Raw genomic sequence first — 22,786 nt, 5'->3', positions numbered from 1 at the left:
AAGGTATACGGTGATTCTGAGCTTAATGCAATATCTTTGCTTTAACGTTTATTGCGGTGGGGATGAGGGTTGCATGAAAGCTTTTAACCCTGCAGTGCAGGGCACACTGTTTGCCCTGAACATGAAAACAATTTTACCGCCCAATCTCTGCGCTCCTGACAGAAGTTCAGGTGCTTTGCGGGTTATTTATCTACAATTCTCTTTCAGGTATCTCAGCAAATAATCATCAGGGAGAAAGACTATGGAGATAGCGGAAATTGATCATATCCATCTGTATGTAGAAGATATTGGGCAGGCAGAACAATGGTATAGCGAAATTCTGGGCTTTTCCCGCGACGATGCACTTTACTTCTGGTTTGAGCAGGGCGGGCCACTTGTCATCAGGAATAACAGAGCATCACTTTCCCTTTTCCAGAGAAAATCTCAGCATCCGGGCCATACAGTGGCTTTCGGGGTGGCAGCGTCATCCTTTACCGAACTCCTGCCTGTACTCAGTAAGAATAAAATCCCTTTCAGCGTCAGTGATCACGACGTGTCGATGTCAGTCTATTTCAGCGATCTCAGTGATAATAAGATTGAAGTGACCTCATACGACTACCTTCAGGCGAAGCAGATACTGGAAAGCATTGCTTAACATAACACTCTCGCAAGGCTCCGACCGCAGGTGCATGATCATCTGCGGCCCGAAAGTATAAGCACTTCCCTCTTCAGCACGCTGCCTGAAGTGCAACTCGCAGGAGCTTAGTAAAGCGAGTTTTTCAATCGCTCTGGCAGCGCTTTGTCGTAGGCATCGCCATCGATTTCCGCAATCTGTTTAAGAATCGAGCCGGTGCTGGGCAGCGACTGCCGCGCAATCTGCGTTTCAGCGTTCCATAACCCGGAGCGGATAATCGCCCGGCTGCACTGAAAGAAAACGCTTTCCACGTGGATGCAGAGCACGGTTTTTGGCAGCTGATTATTGACAGCAAAGCGTTCAAGCAGCGCCGGGTCGGTGCTGATCGCCGCCGTACCGTTAACGCGTAGCGTCTCGCCAATGCCAGGAATGAGAAAAAGCAGCGCGACCCGATTGTCCTGCAGAATGTTGCGCAGGCTGTCGATGCGATTATTGCCGCGTCTGTCCGGCAACAGCAGAGTTTTATCATCTTCGATTTCGATAAATCCGGCCGGATCGCCGCGCGGTGAAACATCCAGTCCCTCCGGTCCCGATGTTGCCAGCGCCACAAAAGGCGAGGCGGCTATAAACGGACGATAGGCGGGATGAATATGATCGGTCACCTTAGCCACAGAAGGCCGGGCGACAGTGCCATAAAGACGTTCAAGTTCGGTCAGTTCCGTCACTATGCTGCTCTGTTCAGCCATGTTTGCACTTTCCTTTCATTGATCAGATCTTCAGGGCGCTGACGGCAAGACGCCAAAGAACCGACGCGCAGGTTTAAGCAGGACTCTAACACCAATAGCTGCAGAGTCAGAGACACTGCACCGTCCTTTGTGATCACTATTCACTATGATCCGTGAATCCCACTTAAACAGGAAGGGATTACCATGCCTGACCTGTAAAACCCAGGTGTTGGTATCAGAACACCCTGCTGATATAAAGGATTAACCTGATCAAAACCCATAAGGAGCAAAGGATGGTTTGGGAATCAGAGCGGTTGCTCTACAGATTTACCCTTCGTGAGGATCTTGACGACCTGTTCAGAATTTATGGCGACCCGGAAACGCATAAATTTAACCCGCGAGGCCCGTGGCCTGACAGGGAATATGCTGTTCAGGCGATGGAGCGTATACAGGATAGTTACCGGGATCAGGGGTTCGGCGACTGGACAATATTCGAGAAAGCACATCCGGAAAAAATTATCGGCTTTGGTGGCGTCTTCAGAAGCCAGTTTGACGGCCGTCAGACCAATAATCTCGGCTACCGGTTTGAGCCAGATGCGTGGGGAAAAGGATATGCCACTGAGCTTTCACGCAGAGCCATTCGCTACGGATTTGAGGAGGCCGGACTCAGCGTCATCACAGGCGTGGTGCGTGAAAACCATCTGGCTTCGCGCCGGGTGCTGGAAAAAGCAGGCTTAACGTTCTTGAAAAAGGTTAACGATCTCGAAGGGCTGCCTCCCAGCCTGATGTATGCCCTGAGCCGCCGGGAATGGCTTGACGCTGGCAACGCGCTTAACGTCTGATTTTCCACTTTGCGAGTCGGGCGCAGCGTTGTCTGCGTCCTCTTACAGTCTTAAACCTCTGAGAAACCCTCTCTTATCCCGCGATTAATTCCCTGCTGACTGGATTACCTTAACCGCCTTACTCAGGGGAGGATTTATGGATATTCGTACGATTTTTATTTCAGCGGTAATGGCAGTCAGTTTGTTGTGGATAGGCGCATCAGATAACCGTTCGTCTCATTTCAGCGGAGAACCGGTCAAAGCGGGCCTGAGTAAACTTCAGCCCTGATTGTCACACGCCCGATCGCACACTTTAGCGCCTACTCAGCCTGAGATGCGGTACACTGCCGCTATCTGTTAATGCAACATCGTTGCGTTAACCAAAACGTTGAGGCAGATAAAAGCAGGAGAACGAGATGGCAAGGGAGATGATTCGTCAGGGCGGGCGCAGCGCCCGTATTCAGGCGGAAGTGCATGACACCGTTAACCGGCTGCTGGAAACACTGGATCGTTCCGCCATTACCGTACCGATGATTGCCGAACAGGCAGGCGTAACGCCGTCCACGATTTATCGACGCTGGGGCGATCTGGCCCAGTTGCTGGCGGATGTTGCCGTGGCGAGGATGCGTCCGATTGCCGATCCGGAAGATACCGGCTCAATGATCGGCGATCTTACCGCGTTCATTCAGCAGTATGCTGAAGAGATGTCTTCAAAAGTGGGCCGTGAGCTGCTTGCCGATGTGATTGGCAGTCATGCTGAAGAGGCCAGCCATAAATGCTGTGTATTCACTTATCAGCATCTTGAAACCCTGAACAACCGGGCCATCGCGCGCGGGGAAGCGGGTTTTGACGTTGATCGTCTCGTGGATGTCGCTGTCGCGCCCGTGATGTTCCACATATTGTTTGGCGATCGCGACGTTTCAGCGGAATACTGTTTGTTACTGATTAAGCAGGCATTTTAATTCAGCACTGAACATAGGGCAGGGCAGCTTCGGTGATCAGGTGCTGCAACAGCGTACGCGCGGGATCATCACTCTGGTCTGATCGGGCCAGCACAATACCCAGATGGCCCGGCTGCGGCAGTCGCTGTGATTCTGCCACCAGCCCCTCCGGCAATCCCGCGCGGGTGCGCAGGGTGATCCCCAGCCCGGCCTGTAGCGCGGCCCAGATGCCACTCAGACTGTGGCTGGTAAACACCACGCGCCACGGAATGCCCGCCTTATCCAGCGCGCCGGTGGCGAGGGATCTCATCACACAAGGCGCATCAAACGCCACCAGCGGCAGCGGCTCGCCACGCTGCAGAAATCCCGCCAGATCAAACGACGGATGCTGTATCCAGACTAACGGGCATTGTCCAATTAGCAGCGTGCCAGCCTGCTGTTCTGCCTGCCACAGCAGCGCTAAATCCAGCTCATGACGCGCCAGTGCCGTTAATAACGCCAGATTTCTGTCAACGCGAGCGGTCAGCATCACGTCCGGATGCTGCCGGTTAAACGCGCCGAGAATGGCAGGCATCAGCGCCTCGCCAAAATCCTCCTGCATGCCGATACGAATTTCGCCCTGCAACGCTTCGCCTTTTACTGCCCGCAAAGTCTCATCGTTCAGTGACAGCAGACGTCTGGCGTAACTCATCAACTGCTCGCCACTGCGGGTCAATTGCAGATGCCGCCCTTTTTTCATCACCAGCGCGGTACCGCATTGCTGCTCCAGTTTTTTAAGCTGCGCACTGACGGCTGAGGTTGATCGGCAGAGGTGCTGTGCCGCAAGAGCAAAGCTGCCTGCATCAATGCCCGCCACGAAACTGCGCAGCGCATCCATGTCGAGCGATTCCGGTACTTTGTTCATCATTGTCCTTAAAATTGGGATGTTAGATGCTGATTAATTTGATTTTCAGGATTAACGAGCTGAGTGACACTCTCTCTGACCAACGAGGAGTGTGCAATGAAAAAATCACTGGATCGGGAAACACTGGCGCAGCGCGCGCCAAAACTGGCAGAACTGACGCAGCAGGTGCTATTTGATGATATCTGGCAGCGCGGTCTGCTGTCACCGCGTGAGCGCAGCCTGCTGACGCTAGCAACCTTAACTGCGCTGGGGCGCGTCCAGCAGCTGCCATGGCACATTAATTACGCCCGGCAAAATGGACTGACGCAGGATGAACTGGTGGAGAGCTTCACGCATCTGGCGTTTTATGCAGGCTGGCCCGCTGCCGTGACTGCGCTGAGCTATCTGGAGGATAATCACTGATGCCCTTCACCCGGATCACCTTGCGGCAAGGTTACAGCGATGCGGATCTGCATCTGCTCTCCACGCTGCTTCAGCAGGCGCTGGTCGCAGAATTTGATGTGCCCGAGCAGGACTGCTTTCAGGTCATCGAGATGCTGCCTGTCCCTCAGCGTGTGTTTGATCGCCATTATCTCAGCGGCGGGCGCAGCGAAAATTTCATGCTGTTTCAGATAACGGCAGGCCGCCCGCGTTCCCGGCAACAGAAGCAACGCTTCTATCACGCACTTTGCGCGGCGCTTCAGACAGAGATGGCAATCGATCCTGATGATGTGATGATCATCATTCAGTTTAACAGCAGCGACGAGTGGAGCTTTAGCGGCGGCCAGATGCTGGCACAGGCGGCGTTATGATTATCATGCATTATCGCTTTACGCTGCCTGCGGACTACGACATGGGCATCATTGAACAGCGCATCAGGCTTAACGGTGCCCGGCTGGATGGCTTTCCGGGGCTGGTGGCAAAAGCGTATCTTTACGCCTGCCGCGAGGATGGGGGAATCAATGAACATCGCTATGCACCGCTCTATTTCTGGCGGGAGGCGAGTGGCATGCAGCGATTCCTGCAAAGCCCGGGTTTTGCGGCGCTGGTGAGGGATTTTGGCTGGCCGATCATCGAAAGCTGGCTGGCGTTTGAGGAACAGACTCTCATCACTGATCTGGCTGAAGCCCGTTTTATGACGCTGAACCGCTGGACGATTCCTCCGCATGCGAACCTTGCAGCACTGCCTATACCAACAGGCTTCAGCGCCTGGGATGTGACACGCTGGCAGGGATTAACGGTTAACGCATCACAGCAGCGACCGGCGTCCGGCCCGGAGGTCTATCGCATCGGTTATCTGGCGCGAGGCGCTGCCGCTTCAGATCTGCAGCTGTAGCAGCGGTCTTGATGCGGATTGCCATTCAGAGGGCAAAAATGGCCTCAATCTCAATGCGCAGGTCAAAAAAACTCTCGGTTTCAGGCCTTTTTAATTTCGTGTTCATCTTTATGATGCTGACGTTGGCCGCTTTTGCCGCTATTTCTTTCTGCCCTCAGTGATCTTCACCATCTCTGTGCCCAGAAGTGCGTTAAGACTTCCTAACTACACGGATATAAAAGGCAGAATAGCACTGTCCGCATTGTTTTCTGTTCCTGTAGCGGTTTTCTGTTTTTTTGGCTGGGCCGTTATTTCAGTCAGATACACGAATCATGAAGCGCTTATAGGCTGGGCATGCCTGCTCGGGGCAGTAATGTCTGTGTCTCTGATCAACTATCTGTTTCTTAGAAAGGCCGTGAGAATTGCCCAGCAATATCAGCCTGCCAGAGTCCGTATCAGGACGGCCCTCATGCTTTACGTCGGCAGCCCCGCACTGCAGCTTCTGGTTATCACCCTCTTTTTCACTTTCGGTCTCCCCACTGTTGTCGGCTGGATAGACCAGAAAGCGGCCGGGGAAAGTATCGCAATGATGCTGAAAGTGTCCGTGCTGGTATCAGGTCTGGAAATGCTGATGCTGTTTCCGGGTACGGTGTATGTGATGACCGATCCAGCTGTCAGAAACAGTGGCTGGATGATAAAGTTCGGGATCATTACCGTTATACTCTGGTCCCTTCTGACCAGATGTACGTACCGTCCTTTTTCCCGGTGCTGGTTGATAAAACATTGGCGCTGGCAGGTATTTCGGACTGGAAAACCCGGCGTTTTTAGATTGATAATGCCAATATACCGGCCTGGAATTTCAGTAATGATGAATGGCACAGAGTCAGGATCGCGGGGGAAAAAATCTTCAGCGTGAAGGGGATTATGGTTTATTCATTCAACAACGTTAAGCTTCTGTGTCCCGAGTCGGTAAGGGAACCTTACCGAAATATGCTCCGCTTTGTGCCCTGGGACAGCGATTATGATCAAGAAAAAGCTGACCAACTGAAAAAGGCTTCAGCCCGGTGTCTGCCCTTTACTCAGGGACGGGTCATACGGCTGTCCGAGTAACGGGCAATTAAATCAGAGGGATTACAGGTCATCAGCCGTAGCCAAGTAACCTTCCTTTCTGCCAAAATGCATAGCTTATTTCAATGTTAATATGCAATTACCACTTTAACAAAGGCGCTTGCTGCAGGAGAACATGTATTTGGCGGTAAATCAGCGGGTTTACCGCCAAATGATCAAAACCTGCATTACCTGCGTTGTAAGATCCACATTAAGAATCAGGAGAAAGGCAGGCTGTTTTCAACGAAGTTAAGCTCTTAATAGCCGACGTTGATAATAAAGTCGGGGCCAGCTTGAAATATTTCGTCTTCTGTATGAGTCAGCCCTCCGCCACCTTCTATAAGAACAGATTTGATGCCTGAATTTTTAGCCCCTGCAATATCTGTCTCAAGAGAATCGCCAATCATGCAGGCGTCAGACGGAGAGCAGCCCGCAGCTTCAAGTCCTTTCCTGAAAATTTCGGCGTTAGGCTTTCCGTATTCAATTACCTTTACTCCAGCCTGACGGGCTCTGGCACAAAAATATCCTGCGGCCTTCTGAAGATTGCCATTAATGTTCACAAAACGGTCTGGATTAGTCGAATAAATGGTCGTACCATTTTTTAATAAGCATCCTATGATTTCGTCAAGCTCATTGTCACTTTCAAATATATGATTGGCAGCAATCGCTATCTGACATCTGTGAGGACTGGATACTGACATGGCCCTAATATCTTCCAGCCATACGCATGCACCAACCGTTCCGATCAGATAGTAACGCGTGCCGGCGTTGCTGAGGCAACTGGTAATATCATCTTTAATAAGGCTTCCTGAAGTTATAATCCTGTCAACAAAATCAGTATTGATTTCCTTTTCCTGAAGCAGGCTGAGCACCTCATTCTCAGACCTGGAGGAATTGCTGATAAGCATAATTCTTCCTTTGGAGCTGAGTGCCTCCAGAAGCTTATCTGCAATAGGCGTCTTATTTTCTCCGTCATACAGTACGCCCCAGATATCTACAAAATACAGGCTGAAGACCGGTAATTCCTGCAGTGATTTCAATTTTAACATTTAGACCTTACCTCTTTATACGAAGCCTAGCCGGTCAGTTTCACTGCTGATCCGGTAACTTCACGCAGGCATAGAATCATAAACCTAGACGCCACCTTATACTTTAAAAATCTTTATTTATACAGAAATAAAGAAAGAGCGGTGGTAATATAACCACCCATCTAAGATTAAATAATATTTAACTAAAAATTATCAAAGGTAAGGTTGATAATCTTTATCATGTTGATATATATAGTTTTATAATTATTTTTAAAAGATAAACTGTTTTTAGAGATCTTTTACATAAATTTCCAGAAAGTAATTTTTTGGATCACAAATAAAGTATTGTGACGAGAATCACTAAAATACCTAATGGATTTTCGAGGTTTTTGGTGCTTAATGTCGGAAATTTTACTGTGCCTAAAACTGGAGTAATCAATGCAAGAAATAACCTCATTTAACATGGATTTTTTTAGCCTATCAGAAGAATCTGAAATCTATGAGTGTTTCAGGGAGGTATGTGCTGCAATAAACTCACAAACCGAAGATGACGGTTCCTCACAGGTTTCTTTTCTTCCTCTTTCAAGACTGAATAACGCTTCAGAGCGTAAGGGTTGTCTGGAGATTATTGGTGAGGTTATCAGCAGCGGTTGTTTTACAAGCGGACCATACATTGGTCAGGTTGAAAATAAATTAAAAGAGCTGTATGAAGCCCATACCTGTGTTGCCACAGCAAGCGGGACTGACGCAATAAAAATCGCGCTGAAGTCCGTTGGGGTTGGTCCGGGGGACGAAGTTATACTTCCGCTTAATTCTTTTGCCGCGACAGAAAATGCTGTACTGGCGATCGGTGCTACTCCGGTTTTTGCAAATATTGATCGGTCCTATAATATCAATCCGTCTGAAATTGACCGACTCCGGAACAAACAGACCAAAGCTATACTGCCTGTATGTCTTTACGGCTCAAACAAAAACATGCGTGAGGTTTATTTAAAATCTAGAGAAGCGGATATACCCGTAGTTATAGATGCAGCACAGTGTTTCGGTATCAAATCCGTAATGGACTACTGCGACGTTATGGCCCTGAGTTTTAACCCTTTCAAGAATATTGGTTCATTCGGAAAATCAGGTGCAATCATCACGCGTTCGCCAGCGCTGGCTCAGCTAGCCAGACAATATTCTTATCACGGATTTGCAGAAGGAAAAAAGAATATCAAATCGCAGGACTGGGGCCTGAACAGCCGGATGGATAACTTGCAGGCCGCCACACTGAGCGTAAAGTTAGGGCATTTCGAAATAAACTCAGCCAAACGGTGTTTATTGGCTGCCCGCTATCATCTATTGTTGAAAGACCTCTCAGCACATGTTGATCTCCCCTCAGAGCTGATTGAAAACACCTGGCACCTCTATCCGGTCTACCTTCAAAATGGAAACCGCGATGAACTTATTTCCTTTGCTCAAAAGAATGGCGTGGAATTTGATATTTACTATCCCGTTCTTTCGCATTCTGGCGTTCACGATCTTGCCCGAAAATATCCGGATAAATCGCAATTTCGTCCGTCAGAACAGGTACATGCTGCGCTAATTCATATCCCTTTACATAATCACATGTCCTTCAGAGAACAGGACCGTGTATCAGAGGTTCTTCATGCATTCTTCAGATAAAATCCTGCCGCCTGAGTTTTCTCTGCCTGCCGTTATTAACACAGTCGTATGCTGCGATTTGGACGAAACTTATATCCCCTACTCCGACGATAATAAAATTCATGGTGGAGTCTCTGAACTCGAGGCTTTCATGTGCTTATCCGGGGAGGAAAAAGGTCTTCTTCTCGGATGGGTTACAGGCACAAATCTGCGATCAGCGCTTCGTAAGGCCCTTGGCTATATATCCCGGAGCCCGCATTTTGTGTGCTGCAGCCTAGGTACGGAATTCTACTGGGTGAAAGACGGCGAACTCAGCCCTTCGACGTCGTGGGCTGAGCGCATTGAGCGCTCAGGCTATCGCGCTGAAAATGTCAGCCGCATAGTAGATATCCTGTTAGGTGAAGGTATTCCACTGGAAAAGCAGCCCGATGATTATCAGGGGCCATACAAGATGAGTTTTTACTACCCCGTTAGTGATCAGATGAAGCGCGATTTCGAGTCTATCAGTGACCTGGCCGAGCAATATAGCATTCGTGCGATTTTCACAAAGTGCAATCCGGCAGCCGGTGATCCGGCAAACTGTTACGACGTGGAATTTATTCCTCTTTGCTGCGGCAAAGATCAGGCAGTGCTTTTCCTTATGGAAGAAACGTCGTTACCCAAGGAATCAGTCATTGCTTTTGGTGACAGTGCAAATGACTTTGCCATGTTTGCCCAGGCTGGCAAAGGCTACCTGGTAGCTAACGCTGACAGATTCGCGGTGGAGCAACACGGGAGCAGTCTTGAAAAGGCTTATTGCCACGGCATTCTCAGCGTCCTTCAGGGAGAATTATCATGATTATCGGCATTGTTGGCTGTGGAGGTATAGCTCATGCGCACGTCAGAGCACTGTCGTTAAACAAACACGTAACTGGCCTGGCTTTTTACGATATTAACGAAGAAAATATGCACGAGCTCAGCGAGTCTGCCTCACTGCCGGTAACTTGCTGCCAGCATCTCGGACAACTCGCTGAGATCAGTGAAGGGTTCATCATCTGTACACCGAATCATCTTCACGTCAGCCTTGCTGAACAGGTACTCAGCTACAGAAAAATCCCCTTTTTGTGTGAGAAACCTCTTTCTACAGATCTTGCTTCTGCAGAGAGGTTAATATCCGCAGCTCCTCCCGTAAGTGTTATTTCATTCAATTACCGTTATAACCGGGTAATTGAAACAATAATTCATAAGCGGGCCGCTAACGGGCTCGGAGAAATGCATTACTTTGGAGCAGAATTTAACAAAAACTCTGCACTGACGCGTAATCATATTACCTGGCGAGATTCTGCGCAGCAAAGCAAGAGCAGCGGAGCTCTGGGAGATCTTTCATGTCATCTTCTTGATATGTTCTGTCTGCTTGGGGAAGGGCATATAGATATCAATGCCCTCAGAACCGTTAAAGGTACACGGGTAAGGTTCAAACAGGATAAACCTGTTGAGGTGGATGATAACGGCTATGTGTTTGGCCGGTCAGAGCAGGGTGCCTATTTCAAGATTCATGCCAGCAAGTCAGAAGAACCGGATAAACTCGGATTACATCTGCATGTGATTTTTGAAAAAGGCGAAATACGGTACTCTACACAAAATGAAAACAGCCTTTTCCTCACGAGTTTTAATAGTCCCGGAACAGAAGAAGTTAACATCGTTGCTGAAAAACAGCTCAGAGATCCACCCCGCGAACTCCCTTACTGGGCTGATTCATTCATCTATATGCACAGAGACTGGTGCGAATACCTGAAAAATGGCACAAAAAGTTCCCTGCTTGCAGGGTTATCTTCAGGTTTGCATATTCAACAAGTTATAGAGGCTTTTTAATTCATTATGGACACGACTCTCATAATTGGCCTATTTGCTGCGTTCTTTACAACGTTCGCATTTGCCCCCCAAAGTATCAAGACGCTGAAAACACGGAATACAGAGGGGATATCCGTAGTGATGTACATTATGTTTCTCATCGGTGTTATTTCATGGATTATCTACGGTTTACAGAAATCCGATTTTGCAGTGCTTGCCGCAAATATTATCACCCTGTTCCTGGCTGCACCGGTGCTCATTATGACGCTGCTGTCCCGAAAGAAGGATCGTCCATGAAAATCGCAATTATCGGTGCGGGTCCGGCAGGACTGATATCAGCCCGCAATGCTATCCGCCGGGGTATTACAGTAACGCTTTTTGAGAAACTATCCCGTGTCGGCGGCATATGGAATCCGGATAGTGGTGGAGCCTACCGTAATGCCCGCATGCAGAACTCCCGCGACACGTTTCATTATTCTTGTTTGTCTGAACAAAGCTCTGACGTTTTTTTGGGCGTAGAGCAGGTAGGAAGTTATCTGTCAGAGATGGCAGTATCTGAAGGGGTGATGCAATCAACCCGTCTGAATACACTGATTACAAAGGTGAAAAAGACAGATGAAGGCTGGTCAGTTACCAGCACTTCTGAGGGACTAACCCACAAAACAGAAATTTTCGACAAAGTAATTATTACTACAGGTGAGCTCTGGCAGGCGCGTATACTTAAGATATCCGGAATGAAGCATTTTAAAGGACAGATAATTACCTCAAGGGATTATAGAGTTCCTGAAGCGTTCCAAGGGAAAAACGTTCTTGTGGTTGGCGGTGGGGTGAGTGGAGCTGATATTGCGTCAGATCTGGTGCCGTATGCCCAGTCTGTAACGTTATCAGTGAAAAAGATGGGTCTTTACCTGCCTCGCCAGTTTGTCAATGGTCCTAATGACATGATGCACTCCTATGTTGGCAGATATCTACTAAGTCAGATGAGCTATACCAGCTTCCTGGAGTATCTGGATAATGTCTTACCAGAATATATGAAGCTGTACCGCTCGTCGGGAATGTTACCAGCCTGTGCCAATAACAATGCTGTTCATGTAAACGAAAAAATCATTCCCAACATAGCTTCGGGTCTGATTAAAATTAAACCTCAGGCAGAATGTATTCTGTCAGACGGGCGCATCGAATTTGTCGATGCGACTCTAGGTGAATATGATGCTGTTATATCCTGTGCTGGCTATGAGATGCCCGATTATTCTTTCATTGAGGGACTAGACCGTACTCAGCTTTATGAACATTTTTTCTGGACTCAGGATTCAAGCCTTACCATTATTAATCCACCGGTCGACACTGCTGGCTTTGGCGCGGCATTCCCTTATTTTGATATCATCAGCCAGTGGGTAATAGGCTTTTATGAAGGGGAAATTGCTCTGCCAGACAAAGAAGCTATGGAAGCGTGGTGTGCAGTAAATATGAAAGATCTACAAGTTAGAAGATTCTATGACAGCTGGTTGGAAACCATACGTATAGGGCTTGAGGCTGGTATACTACCGGATCCGTCTGAGGAATTTATCAAATACTGGAATCTGGTTTCAAGTGTCGTAAGACCTGGATATCTTTCAGCTTCACCGGATAAGCCTGAACGCGGCAGAATGGACGACCGTTTCGACTTCGAGACAACCCGATTACGAATTCTTGCTAGCCTGGAAAAAGAATCACTCCTTAATCTTATGAATAAAGGTGAAATAAGCCCAGCTGATTATCAGACCGCTATTGATATTGAGCAACAAGATAAAATAGCTGTAACATTGCCTTATTCTCAAATCTATCTTTAATACTTTTATGGGCCTCCGGGCCCATTCCCAATTAAAGCAATCGTATCAATCTGGCCGGATTACCCGCATAAACCCCTTTCTTTTCAATATCTTTAATGACAACACTCCCCGCTCCAATGACAGATCCACTTGCAATAAAAGAAGTGAGAATGGTGGCTCCGCTGCCTATAGTAACGCTATCCCCCAGTGTAATGACTATCCAGCTGGAAGATGAAGGATCAGGAGCGCCACTCCTGAAAAGATCATTTGCAAAGGTAACGTTATGGCCAACAAAACAGTTTGAACCAATAATGACATCTTCACACAGGAAAGTATGGGACTGAATTCGGGTGCCCTCACCGATAACGCAACCTTTTTGAATCTCTACGAATGGACCGATAAAAACGTTGTCTTTAAGTTCGCATTCATAGATATTAACAGGACTAATAACCGTTACGTCATTTCCATACTTCACATCGCGTATACTACATTGGATTATTTTCATGAATTTCTTACCTGTACCTAAAATTTTACCTGCAAATTGAGGTTGCGCCAAACAAATGAGGTTCAAACCATCTTACACTTTTCAAAAAATTCTCCCGACTAGTCAGGTTAAGCACATATGGGCGATGCATAGGGTTATGAGTCGCCACGGGTAATCCAGATACTTCCGAGCGGTTGATAATACTGGTTTTCATATTCTATCGGTGACATCTGATGGCTCGGGCCATGCCGACGCTTACTGTTATAAAACATTTCGATGTAATCTAAAATATTAATGCGGGCTTCTTCCAGCGTTCCGTAGATCTTTCTCTTTATCCAGTCGAGTTTCAGTAACTGGAAAAAGCTTTCCGGAACCACGTTATCGTGACAGTTACCGCGACGGCTCATACTCCACTTCAGGCCATGTGATTTCAGGAAAGACTGCCATTCATGGCTTGTGTAATGACTGCCTTGGTCCGAGTGAACCAGCACCTGTCTTTGGAGATTACGCCGCCATAAAGCCATCAGCAGTGCGTTCAGAACAATGTCCTTTGTTATTCGGGAATGCATTGACCATCCGATAAACTTACGTGAGAACAGGTCAACAACCACGGCCAGATACAGCCACCCTTCATGGGTCCTGATGTGGTTTATATCCGTTACCCAACGCTCAGCTGGATCATCCGTATTGAACTGTCGCTGGAGCGTACTGGGCGACACGATACTGACCTCGCCTTTAGGTGCCTGCGGGCTCCGGTACCCGACCTGAGCCTTAACCCCGACACGCTTCATCAGTCGTTGGACTCTGTTCAATCCGCACGATTGCCCGCTGTCTCGCAGGTCCAGATGAATCTTGTGATAGCCATAAACACAACCGGACCACAACCAGAGCTGTTTGATCTGTTCCGTCAGTCTCAGATCTGCCTGATGGCGCTGAGAATGCGGCTGCTGAAGCAAGGCGTAAAAGCCAGTGGGATGAACATCCAGTACCCGACAGAGCAGACGAACAGGCCAGCAACAGATGTTGTCACAGATAAAGGCGTACCTCAGTCGGACAGCTTTGCAAAGTACGCAACGGCTTTTTTTAATATGTCCCGTTCGTCAGTAACCCGTTTCAGCTCCTTCTGGAGACGGCGGATCTCGGCCTAAGCATCTGACTGTTCTTTATTTGTGGATGAGTCCGGGCCGTACTTCTTTATCCAGGCGTAAAGGGTATGGGTGGCGATATCGAGATGTGTTGCAATGCTGGAAACAGAATGACCGTGATCAACAACCTGTTTGTCTGCTTCGATTTAAAACTCTTCGGGATAACGCTTACAGCTCATAGGCACTTCTCCTCAAGTCATCTTGAATGACTCGGGGTGTCTGTTAAACCCTCAGCGATTCACTTCCGCCCATCTGCTGATTAGAAACGAAAATCATCACCACCCCAACTATGTTAAAAAAATGCTGACTTTTTTAAACATAAAAATGAAGTATGCATAACAAATGCGCAACACACTTTATAAGGCGGGCCATTAAGAAGTAAAGCAATGTGAATTTTATTTATAACCATTAAGAATATACATATTCACATATATTAAATATATAAATTACATCCACTTAGTTGTTAAAGGTTACTGGTTTAACATATCTTTTAGGAATCATAGCGTTATAATTAAGAGTTTTTAATATTTTTCAGTGATAATTATGTTGTTTTGTCACATTTTGCTCTTACTATCTCCTCCCGAAGTGTAGGCGGGGCATATGAAAAACTCTATGAGAGTTTCAAGGAGAGCAACATGAAGGACATTTCTGGTTACTTAAAGCGACTGAATTTAATAGAAAATCCAAGGCGGGATAGTTCGTTCCTTTCGGCTATACACAGGGCCCACTTCTTTTCAGTACCGTTTGAAAACTTCAGTATGCGGGATAATGCGTCTGGAGACTTAGCACGTGACGTGATTGCCGATAAAATAATATTTAACAATAGGGGTGGGATCTGCTTCGAATTTTCAATATTGCTAAAAGAGATGTTTGATCATATCGGCTTTATGTATGAGACACGTCTGGCAAGGGTTCTGATACCCTTTATGACGCCTGCAACACACCAGTTATTTATTGTGACTGTAGACAAAGAAAAGTGGATTTTTGATGTAGGTTTTGGTGCGAAAGGCCCACGAGCACCTCTGTTACTTACTGACGGTTACATCCATGAGCATCCTTTTTTGTCCTCCAGAGTTAGCCGTCATCCTGAGCTTGGCTGGTTAGTCTCCGTTAAGGAAAACAGTAAAAATGATGCGGCCTGGGAAAACATTTATTCATTTCATGATGTTGCTACTTACCCCGCCGATATCAACATGGCTTATTTTTACACTCTCTTTTCGTTAGAAAGTCTGCTTAACACAAACAGGGTTGCAAGTCTTCCAACAGAGAACGGCAGAATAAGCATACGAAACAAGACTTTTACCGAGGTAAATGGATTAAGCACCTTATCAAGGGAAATAACTGACAGGGAGGAAATGGCACAGCTGCTGTCAACAAGGTTCGGGATCAAAATTTCCCCTGAAAAACTTACTGATGCGAGAAGCCAATGACTACCACATATCTAATTGTTCCGGGATATACAAATTCAGGCCCTGATCACTGGCAGTCATTTATGGAAAGGAAGTACAGCAATGTTATGCGTGTTCAGCAGGATGACTGGAATACACCTTGTTCTCTATGGGTTAACAGACTTAATCAAGTAATTGTCGGCACGCAGGGGGACATAGTACTGCTTGGTCACAGCTGTGGTGCAGTTGCCGTAGCACAGTGGGCTGCTACGCATTCATGCAATAGGGTTAAATCTCTGATTCTTGTAGCACCGGCAGATGTAGACGCTGAGACAGCGATAGTTCCTATCAGACAACAGCGCCCGTTACCCGCAGGAACGCTGGGATACAACGCTCTGCTCATTCACAGTGACAATGACGAGCATCTTAGCGAAGCACGCGCACACGCCCTGGCTGCGGAATGGAGATGTAAAACCCACTTGTTTAGCGGCGCGGGACACATTCACACGGCTGCGGGGTATGGTGAATGGCCGGAGGGTGAGCGTCTGTTTGAAAACTTCACGGGTATCGCATTACTGAGTGTTAGAGAAAAGGACTAAAGATGTTTGGGGAAATGAAGAAATTTGGCTCAGCCGCTCACAGTTTTTTACTCGCTACCTTCCTGATGGGGCTGAGCAATGGCATGTTCGATGCCGTTTATAACTTCTACCTGGAGGCACGTGGCGTAGATAAAACTGCAACGGGACACATCTATGCTATAGCTATGACGATGATGGCGGCAGCAGTCATTCCGTTGATTTTTGCCAGCAGACGGATGTCTCAGAAGAAGTTGCTGTTAATTTTTGCATTCATCTACGCGTTGCCATTTATTCTTCTGCCGATGCTTACAACGGTCTGGGGAAATGCCGTTACGCTTGGGTTAATACTTTCCGGAATGATCGCACAGCTGTCGTTGGGGAACTCTCTTATGGGATCAAATATCGATTCCAAGAGCAGAACGACGCTGTTCAGCTGCTTCTTTGTCTCCTATCTGGGAGCAGCAATGGCAGGCTCAATCGCTGTCAGCGTCATTACGCATTTTTCACATGCCGTACCATTACGAAATTATCAAGCGATTCTGGTAGCTTCATTTGTCTCCGCCCTGCTAATGATTTATTTCCGCGTGAAATCCATCCGGGGAGTTACTGAGCCGGGAAACGATGATCGCCGACTTAGCGGTGCAAAGGATATGGAGTGGGGTAATTTCATTATTCTATTTATTGCCGCGTCTCTTCTTGGTGCATCGATAACGCTTATTTTTCGCTTCATTAATATTGTATTTAACCTTGCCTATACCATGAATGTCAGCGAGATCTCACTGATTATGGGGGGTGATAAAGTTGTCAGCATTGTCGGAGCATTATTCGCCCCACTGCTTGTAAAGAGATTTTCACTGAAACCAACTGTGATCATAGCCGGCATACTAACTGCAGCATGTTTATTTTTGCAGTCATTACATATCCCTGCAGCTATTTTTATCGCTCTATATTTCATGAGACTTCTTCTCAACTACTGCCTGATGCCACTTCTGGATACACTGGCTATTACTGGATTCTCCAAAGAAAGGACTCTCTTATCAACCAGCATCAGGCAGCTCTCATTTTATCTCGGGAGTGCACTTTCGGCCGTTATTTATGGGGACCTACTAGATAGTGGGCATTGGGAAAATACCTTGATCATCTCCGCAGGCCTTGCTCTTGCGGGGGCCGTTTTTATGAGCTTTATCCGTGTTAAAAACGAATATTAATGTAGCAGTCAAAAGTTAAAGGAGTAATTTATGTCCGCTGAATATGTAATACCCGACAGTGAAAATGTCGCGCTCATGCTGAAAAAACTTTCTGTGCTCTGGAAGAACCGGGCGGCAGTAAATAAAAATCACCTCCAGTATTCTGAGCTTGAATTTGACGTCAATAAGAAAGATTTCAGTGAGTCGTTGCTGCCCTTCAGGCATCATGATGCCTGGAAAGAAGCACCTGAGGATGTCAAAAGTCGTTGCCTTTCTTATGCCTGGGGCATATACAATTTAAAAACAATTTACATTGAATGCGATATTGTCACACCGGCCTGCGAAGACATAATCAAGTGTCCGCCGGTTAATTCGCCTAACCGAGCCGAACTTCAGGACGTTATGTCAGAAGCTCTCCTAGACGAGGCACTCCATACACGAATGTCAGTAATGGCATGTAACTATATCTACGAACGGCGCAGGCTTGAACCGCTTAACTATACGAACTTTAATCTTATCGACTGGCGTCGGCAGATGTTGGCGGGGTGCAGCGCTGAATGGCAGCGGCGGCTTACAAGATTCGCAATCGCCTGTGCCAGTGAAACCCTGATAACGGATTATCTGAAAGTAATGGCTGAGGACAGTAGTATTCAGAAGGTATGCCATGAAGTAACCCGGATTCATGCAGAGGATGAGTGGAGTCATTCAAGTGTTTTCAGTTACGTAGCTTACGACATAGTGCGCGATCTGAGTTTAAGCGAACGCAAATATCTCAGGGATACTATGCTCAAAACAACGGACCTCTTTGCGGATAACGAGATGGGCGCCTGGGAAAATGCTTTCAGAATCGCAGGTATGCCCTATGCAAGAGAAATAATTTCTGAAACAGAAAGCCGTAATGAAATAAGTGTTTATTTAGAATCAGCCGAGGCGGTTATTTCAAGAATTGGCCTTTAAGAGGGTGCGTACGAAATGAAACTTGTCTGCGAAGATTTGTCTTTGTTAACAGCAAAGATGAAATTGTTCCGCCTGCGGCCTGCTAGCAATGCTGACTTACTTAATGAACACGTCTCTCCAGGAGAGTATTTTAGCTTTAACTTCAAAGATGAAAATGACACGTCATTCCAGAGATGCTATACGTTAGTTTCTGCTGAGCGAGGAAAATCCTACGAATTCATCATTGAAGATAAAGGTGTGGGAAGTGCATCGGCTATAATTTCTAAATTGCTGGCAGAAAAAAAAGAAATTGAGATTAATGGGCGTGGAGGGGAAATAACCTTTAACGCCATTCGTGAAAAAAGTAATGTGCTTCTCGTGGCAGGGGGCATTGGAATAACGCTCCCTCTTGCTCTGATACGCGAATGTTTCAAATATTACGGATATAGCGCTCCCGATAAAAGTGTGCTGCTGATGCTGAGCTGCCCAGATATCGGTTCGGTCCCATGCCTGAATGAATTGCTTGATCTTCACATGCGATGTGACTGGTTCTCAATGCGTATTAACGTGACGCGCGCGAATCTTGAGAAAGACAGCGATATTATCAGGCAAGGCAGAGCAGATCTGGCTACAGCAGATATAAATGACACTCCTGAAGTCGCTATTGTTTGCGGAAGCCTAGGGTTCGCAGAGGCTATAGTTTCGTCTGTTCGGGTGCGATTTCCTCAGGCTACCGTTGCCGTGGAGGCGTTCAGTTCCGGGCAGGCAGCAGCGATGAACAACGCAGCTGAGATGAAAGTACACGAAAGTCGCATAACGATAAGGAAACTCAACCGAGAGATTGCCGCAGATAACGGAAGAACTATTCTCGATAACCTGCTACATCACAATGTTTCAGTCAGGAATATGTGCCGATCGGGTATTTGCGGAAGCTGCAAATTCAGGCTGGACAGCGGCAGTATTCGAAGTGAGCCTGATTTTTGTCTGTCAGCAAAAGATAAGGCAGAAAATATTCATCTGGCATGCTGCTCGTTCCCTAACAAAGACGCCGTCATCGACATAATCTGATTTAGAAATCCGGAGAAAATTAATGAAAAAAAATAAATGCGTTCTAATCGTCGATCCCTTCTCTAGCGGCGCTGTCTATGCAAACAGGATAAAGACACTTTATGGTTATGATGTCATAGCATTAATAACCAACGTAAATCTCCCCCCTGCCGTCATGGCAACTTTTCAACAAAAAGATTATTCGATGGTTTTTGAATATCAGTCTCATCATGAAACAGTCCATCAGATTGAGTCAGCTCTCGGCCAGGCACCTGACTTCATCGTCTGTGGTTCCGAGCCAGGTGTACTGATTTTTGACCAGCTCAGTAACCAGTGGCAACTTCTGCCAAACCAACTTGAACTCAGCCAGGCTCGGCGCGATAAACATTTAATGCAGCGGCAGCTGATGCTGGATGGGATAAACTATATCCCGCATTATAAATCGGGAAATTTGGAGGGAATATTAAGATGGTGCGAAAATAATCCCTTTAAGGAGTATGTAATAAAACCAGTCAGTTCTTTTGGCACTGAAGGAGTATTTTTCTGCAAAAATTTATCAGAGGTGGAACGCGCTTTTGGCACATTGATTGACACGCTTGATTATTCCGGATGCAGAAATTCAGAGATTTTGATCGAGCAGAAGATCGAAGGAATAGAATATGTTGTTGATGCTGTCAGCAGCAACGGTGAACATTTTGTAGTGAATATTTTCAAGTACGTGAAGCAGGAAGTCAATGGAGTGCCCATTTACCGCCAGATGATTACTGAATCCCTAGAGGAACATCCGACTCTTATCAGCTATGTCAAGTCGGTTCTGACCTCACTGGGTATCCGTAATGGAGCTTCCCATAATGAGATTATTATGTCCGAAACTGGCCCCGTCTTGGTGGAATCTGGAGCACGTATGCATGGAGGCTTAGGTCCCCGCCTGGTTGAGGAGTGTAATTCTCACTCGCTTATTGACCTGAGCCTGATGGCCCGCATATCTCCGCAAGAGTTTGCTGATAAAACCGATGCGCACCCAGTGCTGAAACGTTATGCAATAGAGTATTTTCTCAGTTCGGCTGATTCGGGAATTGTTAAAGCGGTAAACATTGAGTCACTGTGCTCATCCCTGAAAAGTTATGGTTTTACTGTCTGCAAATACAGAACCGGTGATTATCTGCAAAAAACGGTCGATCTGGTTACTTCCTATGGAAGGGTAGTATTATTCAATTCTGACAAAAAGCAATTGAATACTGATGCTCAAAGAATAGGTGATTTAGAAAAGAATGGCTTACTCATAAACCTGCAGTAAAAAGGTCAAATTTAAAATAAAACCTTTAGTTGTCATATGCGTCTGAATTAGACGGTATTAACAGATAATTCCCGTCTTAAAGTATATTTCCAATATTGCACCTGAACCGCCGTAAGGCGGTTTTTTTGGTTGGAACCTTCTACTGATGTAACGATAAAAATGACATATCCCTGCTTCCAGAGAGATAGAAGATAATTAGAAGCATGATGGATTGTATATCTCTCCATTAAAGCCTGTTCCATAGGCAGCAGGTTACACCGGTATCATCACACCAAATAACGTTAGTGCGGTTATACATTGTAGTTAGGTAGAGCGAAATCAACTCCGAAGAGGTTTTAGCCTGGGGTGAAAAGGACTCCAACACGCGGTTCACATATCTTGCATAACTTTTAGTGCCTATTTCTCAGGTTAAAGGTGTTTATATCTGGGCAGAAATGGCCAAATCAATACTGTTTAGAAGCAATAACGTCGAGGCTCTTCTGGCAGAAATGGTGCCAAAATTCAGGTCCACATTAATATCAGGCGAATGATCAGCAAAGATGGAAGAACAGCGCCCCCTTCTTACAGAACTGCAGTCTTCAGAACGGGCTGATATTTCCACCGCAGCCACCCGATTACTGGAACAATTTGACAAAGACATTCAGTATGAAAAAGAACGCGAACGTCGGCACTTCAGTGACAGGAATGAGCGTTTTGAATGAACATCTCATTAAGTCAGTTTATATGCAGATTGGGCGTGGATAGATTCGTGTCAGTACTTGTGAGCAGGACTACGAGTTTCACACCTCAATACCGATTACAGTATCTGACGTCTTAAGTATTAGTCAAAGCACCATCGTCTGGCACGGGCTGACTCAATCAGCATCCCGATAGTAAGAGGGATGGCCTCGCGCGGGTTTTTTGGATAGTAGAGGCTGAATGTCACCTGGTCAGAATCCATCCCAAACGCATCAAAGACGTTCTGAAGGCATTCCGCTGCGTCCTCCGGGTCCAGCTTCATGTCCAGATTGAGCGACATCTCTGGCGTGAGTGTTTTTTTCCGGAACGTCAGCAGGGAGCGGCCGTTCCACGGCTCAATGAGTGCCATTACGCGTGCCTGGGTGTCATCTACCATATCTTATCCTCCCCGCGGACGATGGCATTGTACAGTCTGACCGAATTGAAACTGATACTGGCAACGTCTCTGGCCAGCATCACCCAGCCTACGACGGGTATCGCCCGTCCGACAAAGGTACTGAGCTTATGCGTAAAAAGAATACGCGCGGTGCGGGGCGGGTATCCCCCTACGATTGTGGGGAGCTTTATGCCGAAGGGAAATTTGGCTTTCGGAAATACTCTGCGCGCTGCCCGTGAGGCATAGGAGGTTCCCTTGAGAGCATCGCGCGGTTTGGTGCGGGTAGTCAGGACATTACGTCCGGACAGGATGGCCACGATCGCGCCGAAGTCATCAACCCCCAGCTGTTCAGCAACTTCTTCACAGAAAATTATGAAAAAGAGTTCACCAGCGGTGAGGTTGGGTCTGCCTGCGTAGAAATAGGTGTTATTGAGTTCTTCAGTCGTGTCCACTGCCAGCTCCTGCAGGTTCAGCTTCATTTATCGTCCTGACGCTTCTTAAACAATACCTTGAGCGTTCAGGCCTGACAACCTGTCAGGTACAGGATAAACAGAGACGGTACTTCAACCCTATCCCCCTGCAGTTGAAAGACTCCCGTGTCAGACGCAGGGAAATGCAGGCATGCCAGACTTCTCAGCAGCATTCCAGTACCACCAACGCCCGGGCCCATATTCCGCCTCGTAGTAAGCGGTTTTTACCTCCCTGCGCAGCAGGTACTCTGGCGAGTTCATGCCAAACACTTCCATCGGCAGCGCATCCATGCCAGGAACGTCCTTGAGCACAAAATCCGGAAACACATCTTCCTCACCGTCGTAGCGCAGAGGCTTAATGAAGGCGCGTTTTTCCTGCCACAGTTTTTCTTCCACAGCCGCCTCATAACCGGAATCCACAGGAA

26 protein-coding genes and 1 pseudogene are annotated in these 22,786 nt (G+C 47.1%); 19 read left to right on the top strand and 8 right to left on the bottom strand.

What is annotated here, in order from left to right; genetic code table 11:
- Nucleotides 1-241: 241 nt before the first annotated feature.
- Nucleotides 242-634 carry a VOC family protein gene (locus IBT54_RS01950; RefSeq protein ID WP_107320236.1) on the top strand — a complete coding sequence of 131 codons (393 nt, stop codon included), beginning with the start codon at nucleotides 242-244 and terminating at the stop codon, nucleotides 632-634.
- 107 nt (nucleotides 635-741) lie between these two features.
- On the opposite strand, the gene IBT54_RS01945 is transcribed toward IBT54_RS01950, so the two are convergent.
- The gene (locus tag IBT54_RS01945) at nucleotides 742-1,359 is read right to left on the bottom strand and encodes a pyridoxamine 5'-phosphate oxidase family protein (protein WP_095707945.1); all 618 of its coding nucleotides are present in this window, start codon (nucleotides 1,357-1,359) and stop codon (nucleotides 742-744) included.
- Between the two features lie 272 nt (nucleotides 1,360-1,631).
- On the opposite strand from IBT54_RS01945, the gene IBT54_RS01940 reads away from it, so the two are divergent.
- Both IBT54_RS01940 and IBT54_RS01935 read left to right on the top strand, forming a co-directional pair.
- A complete protein-coding gene (locus tag IBT54_RS01940; RefSeq protein ID WP_061060638.1) occupies nucleotides 1,632-2,180 on the top strand; it encodes a GNAT family N-acetyltransferase in 549 nt (182 codons plus the stop codon).
- Between the two features lie 395 nt (nucleotides 2,181-2,575).
- Entirely contained in the window at nucleotides 2,576-3,121 is a 546-nt protein-coding gene (locus IBT54_RS01935) for a TetR/AcrR family transcriptional regulator (RefSeq protein WP_201251442.1), read from the top strand.
- 1 nt (nucleotide 3,122) lies between these two features.
- Here IBT54_RS01935 and IBT54_RS01930 read toward each other — a convergent pair whose 3' ends face one another.
- Nucleotides 3,123-4,004 carry a LysR substrate-binding domain-containing protein gene (locus IBT54_RS01930; protein WP_201251519.1) on the bottom strand — a complete coding sequence of 294 codons (882 nt, stop codon included), beginning with the start codon at nucleotides 4,002-4,004 and terminating at the stop codon, nucleotides 3,123-3,125.
- 96 nt (nucleotides 4,005-4,100) lie between these two features.
- Between IBT54_RS01930 and IBT54_RS01925 the strand changes: the two genes are divergently transcribed.
- The 4 genes from IBT54_RS01925 to IBT54_RS01910 all read left to right on the top strand — a co-directional run bounded on the left by IBT54_RS01925 (nucleotide 4,101) and on the right by IBT54_RS01910 (nucleotide 6,214).
- The gene (locus tag IBT54_RS01925; protein WP_110332103.1) at nucleotides 4,101-4,406 is read left to right on the top strand and encodes a carboxymuconolactone decarboxylase family protein; all 306 of its coding nucleotides are present in this window, start codon (nucleotides 4,101-4,103) and stop codon (nucleotides 4,404-4,406) included.
- Nucleotides 4,406-4,795, top strand: coding sequence for a tautomerase family protein (locus IBT54_RS01920; RefSeq protein ID WP_061060642.1), 390 nt, complete (start codon nucleotides 4,406-4,408; stop codon nucleotides 4,793-4,795). Before IBT54_RS01925 ends, IBT54_RS01920 begins: the two co-directional genes overlap by 1 nt.
- Complete coding sequence (locus tag IBT54_RS01915) at nucleotides 4,792-5,319, top strand: DUF4865 family protein (protein ID WP_201251441.1); 528 nt, start codon at nucleotides 4,792-4,794, stop codon at nucleotides 5,317-5,319. The genes IBT54_RS01920 and IBT54_RS01915 overlap by 4 nt, the downstream gene beginning before the upstream one ends.
- 352 nt (nucleotides 5,320-5,671) lie before the next feature.
- Nucleotides 5,672-6,214 carry a hypothetical protein gene (locus IBT54_RS01910; protein ID WP_201251440.1) on the top strand — a complete coding sequence of 181 codons (543 nt, stop codon included), beginning with the start codon at nucleotides 5,672-5,674 and terminating at the stop codon, nucleotides 6,212-6,214.
- A gap of 448 nt (nucleotides 6,215-6,662) precedes the next feature.
- Here the strand turns inward: IBT54_RS01910 and IBT54_RS01905 are convergent, their stop codons facing one another.
- On the bottom strand, nucleotides 6,663-7,454 hold the full coding sequence (locus tag IBT54_RS01905; protein WP_201251439.1) for a TIGR01459 family HAD-type hydrolase: 792 nt from the start codon (nucleotides 7,452-7,454) through the stop codon (nucleotides 6,663-6,665).
- Between the two features lie 417 nt (nucleotides 7,455-7,871).
- On the opposite strand from IBT54_RS01905, the gene IBT54_RS01900 reads away from it, so the two are divergent.
- From IBT54_RS01900 to IBT54_RS01880, 5 genes are read left to right on the top strand one after another with little or no spacing between them, the layout of a single operon-like run.
- Nucleotides 7,872-9,098, top strand: coding sequence for an aminotransferase class V-fold PLP-dependent enzyme (locus tag IBT54_RS01900; protein WP_201251438.1), 1,227 nt, complete (start codon nucleotides 7,872-7,874; stop codon nucleotides 9,096-9,098).
- On the top strand, nucleotides 9,082-9,915 hold the full coding sequence (locus IBT54_RS01895) for an HAD-IIB family hydrolase (protein ID WP_201251437.1): 834 nt from the start codon (nucleotides 9,082-9,084) through the stop codon (nucleotides 9,913-9,915). Before IBT54_RS01900 ends, IBT54_RS01895 begins: the two co-directional genes overlap by 17 nt.
- Complete coding sequence (locus tag IBT54_RS01890) at nucleotides 9,912-10,928, top strand: Gfo/Idh/MocA family protein (RefSeq protein ID WP_201251436.1); 1,017 nt, start codon at nucleotides 9,912-9,914, stop codon at nucleotides 10,926-10,928. The genes IBT54_RS01895 and IBT54_RS01890 overlap by 4 nt, the downstream gene beginning before the upstream one ends.
- A 6-nt stretch (nucleotides 10,929-10,934) precedes the next feature.
- Nucleotides 10,935-11,204, top strand: coding sequence for a SemiSWEET family sugar transporter (locus tag IBT54_RS01885; protein ID WP_201251435.1), 270 nt, complete (start codon nucleotides 10,935-10,937; stop codon nucleotides 11,202-11,204).
- The gene (locus tag IBT54_RS01880; RefSeq protein WP_201251434.1) at nucleotides 11,201-12,736 is read left to right on the top strand and encodes an FAD-dependent oxidoreductase; all 1,536 of its coding nucleotides are present in this window, start codon (nucleotides 11,201-11,203) and stop codon (nucleotides 12,734-12,736) included. Before IBT54_RS01885 ends, IBT54_RS01880 begins: the two co-directional genes overlap by 4 nt.
- A gap of 31 nt (nucleotides 12,737-12,767) precedes the next feature.
- On the opposite strand, the gene IBT54_RS01875 is transcribed toward IBT54_RS01880, so the two are convergent.
- The gene (locus IBT54_RS01875; protein ID WP_201251433.1) at nucleotides 12,768-13,220 is read right to left on the bottom strand and encodes an acyltransferase; all 453 of its coding nucleotides are present in this window, start codon (nucleotides 13,218-13,220) and stop codon (nucleotides 12,768-12,770) included.
- Between the two features lie 134 nt (nucleotides 13,221-13,354).
- Nucleotides 13,355-14,490: pseudogene (locus IBT54_RS01870) on the bottom strand (IS3 family transposase).
- Between the two features lie 489 nt (nucleotides 14,491-14,979).
- On the opposite strand from IBT54_RS01870, the gene IBT54_RS01865 reads away from it, so the two are divergent.
- The 7 genes from IBT54_RS01865 to IBT54_RS01835 all read left to right on the top strand — a co-directional run bounded on the left by IBT54_RS01865 (nucleotide 14,980) and on the right by IBT54_RS01835 (nucleotide 21,478).
- The gene (locus tag IBT54_RS01865) at nucleotides 14,980-15,774 is read left to right on the top strand and encodes an arylamine N-acetyltransferase (RefSeq protein WP_201251432.1); all 795 of its coding nucleotides are present in this window, start codon (nucleotides 14,980-14,982) and stop codon (nucleotides 15,772-15,774) included.
- Nucleotides 15,771-16,331, top strand: a complete 561-nt coding sequence (locus tag IBT54_RS01860) for an alpha/beta hydrolase (protein ID WP_201251431.1) — start codon at nucleotides 15,771-15,773, stop codon at nucleotides 16,329-16,331. Before IBT54_RS01865 ends, IBT54_RS01860 begins: the two co-directional genes overlap by 4 nt.
- A 2-nt stretch (nucleotides 16,332-16,333) precedes the next feature.
- Nucleotides 16,334-17,518, top strand: coding sequence for an MFS transporter (locus IBT54_RS01855; RefSeq protein WP_201251430.1), 1,185 nt, complete (start codon nucleotides 16,334-16,336; stop codon nucleotides 17,516-17,518).
- Between the two features lie 30 nt (nucleotides 17,519-17,548).
- Nucleotides 17,549-18,454 carry a diiron oxygenase gene (locus IBT54_RS01850; protein WP_201251429.1) on the top strand — a complete coding sequence of 302 codons (906 nt, stop codon included), beginning with the start codon at nucleotides 17,549-17,551 and terminating at the stop codon, nucleotides 18,452-18,454.
- 15 nt (nucleotides 18,455-18,469) lie between these two features.
- A complete protein-coding gene (locus IBT54_RS01845; protein ID WP_201251428.1) occupies nucleotides 18,470-19,501 on the top strand; it encodes a flavin reductase family protein in 1,032 nt (343 codons plus the stop codon).
- A 22-nt stretch (nucleotides 19,502-19,523) separates the two neighbouring features.
- Nucleotides 19,524-20,777, top strand: coding sequence for an ATP-grasp domain-containing protein (locus IBT54_RS01840; protein ID WP_201251427.1), 1,254 nt, complete (start codon nucleotides 19,524-19,526; stop codon nucleotides 20,775-20,777).
- A gap of 539 nt (nucleotides 20,778-21,316) precedes the next feature.
- Nucleotides 21,317-21,478, top strand: coding sequence for a hypothetical protein (locus tag IBT54_RS01835; RefSeq protein ID WP_201251426.1), 162 nt, complete (start codon nucleotides 21,317-21,319; stop codon nucleotides 21,476-21,478).
- 119 nt (nucleotides 21,479-21,597) lie between these two features.
- Here the strand turns inward: IBT54_RS01835 and IBT54_RS01830 are convergent, their stop codons facing one another.
- The 3 genes from IBT54_RS01830 to IBT54_RS25075 form a co-directional block, all read right to left on the bottom strand.
- A complete protein-coding gene (locus tag IBT54_RS01830; protein ID WP_201251425.1) occupies nucleotides 21,598-21,891 on the bottom strand; it encodes a DUF1493 family protein in 294 nt (97 codons plus the stop codon).
- Nucleotides 21,885-22,343, bottom strand: coding sequence for an STM2901 family protein (locus IBT54_RS01825; RefSeq protein WP_201251518.1), 459 nt, complete (start codon nucleotides 22,341-22,343; stop codon nucleotides 21,885-21,887). The genes IBT54_RS01830 and IBT54_RS01825 overlap by 7 nt, the downstream gene beginning before the upstream one ends.
- Nucleotides 22,344-22,490: 147 nt before the next feature.
- Nucleotides 22,491-22,757, bottom strand: coding sequence for a DUF1173 domain-containing protein (locus IBT54_RS25075; protein ID WP_257010029.1), 267 nt, complete (start codon nucleotides 22,755-22,757; stop codon nucleotides 22,491-22,493).
- Nucleotides 22,758-22,786 lie beyond the last annotated feature (29 nt).

The sequence above is a fragment of the Pantoea sp. S62 genome (assembly GCF_016658625.1).
Taxonomy (GTDB): Bacteria; Pseudomonadota; Gammaproteobacteria; order Enterobacterales; family Enterobacteriaceae; genus Pantoea; species Pantoea vagans.
Note: the sequence above shows the minus strand (reverse complement) of the source record. Positions and strands in the feature narration are given on the sequence as shown.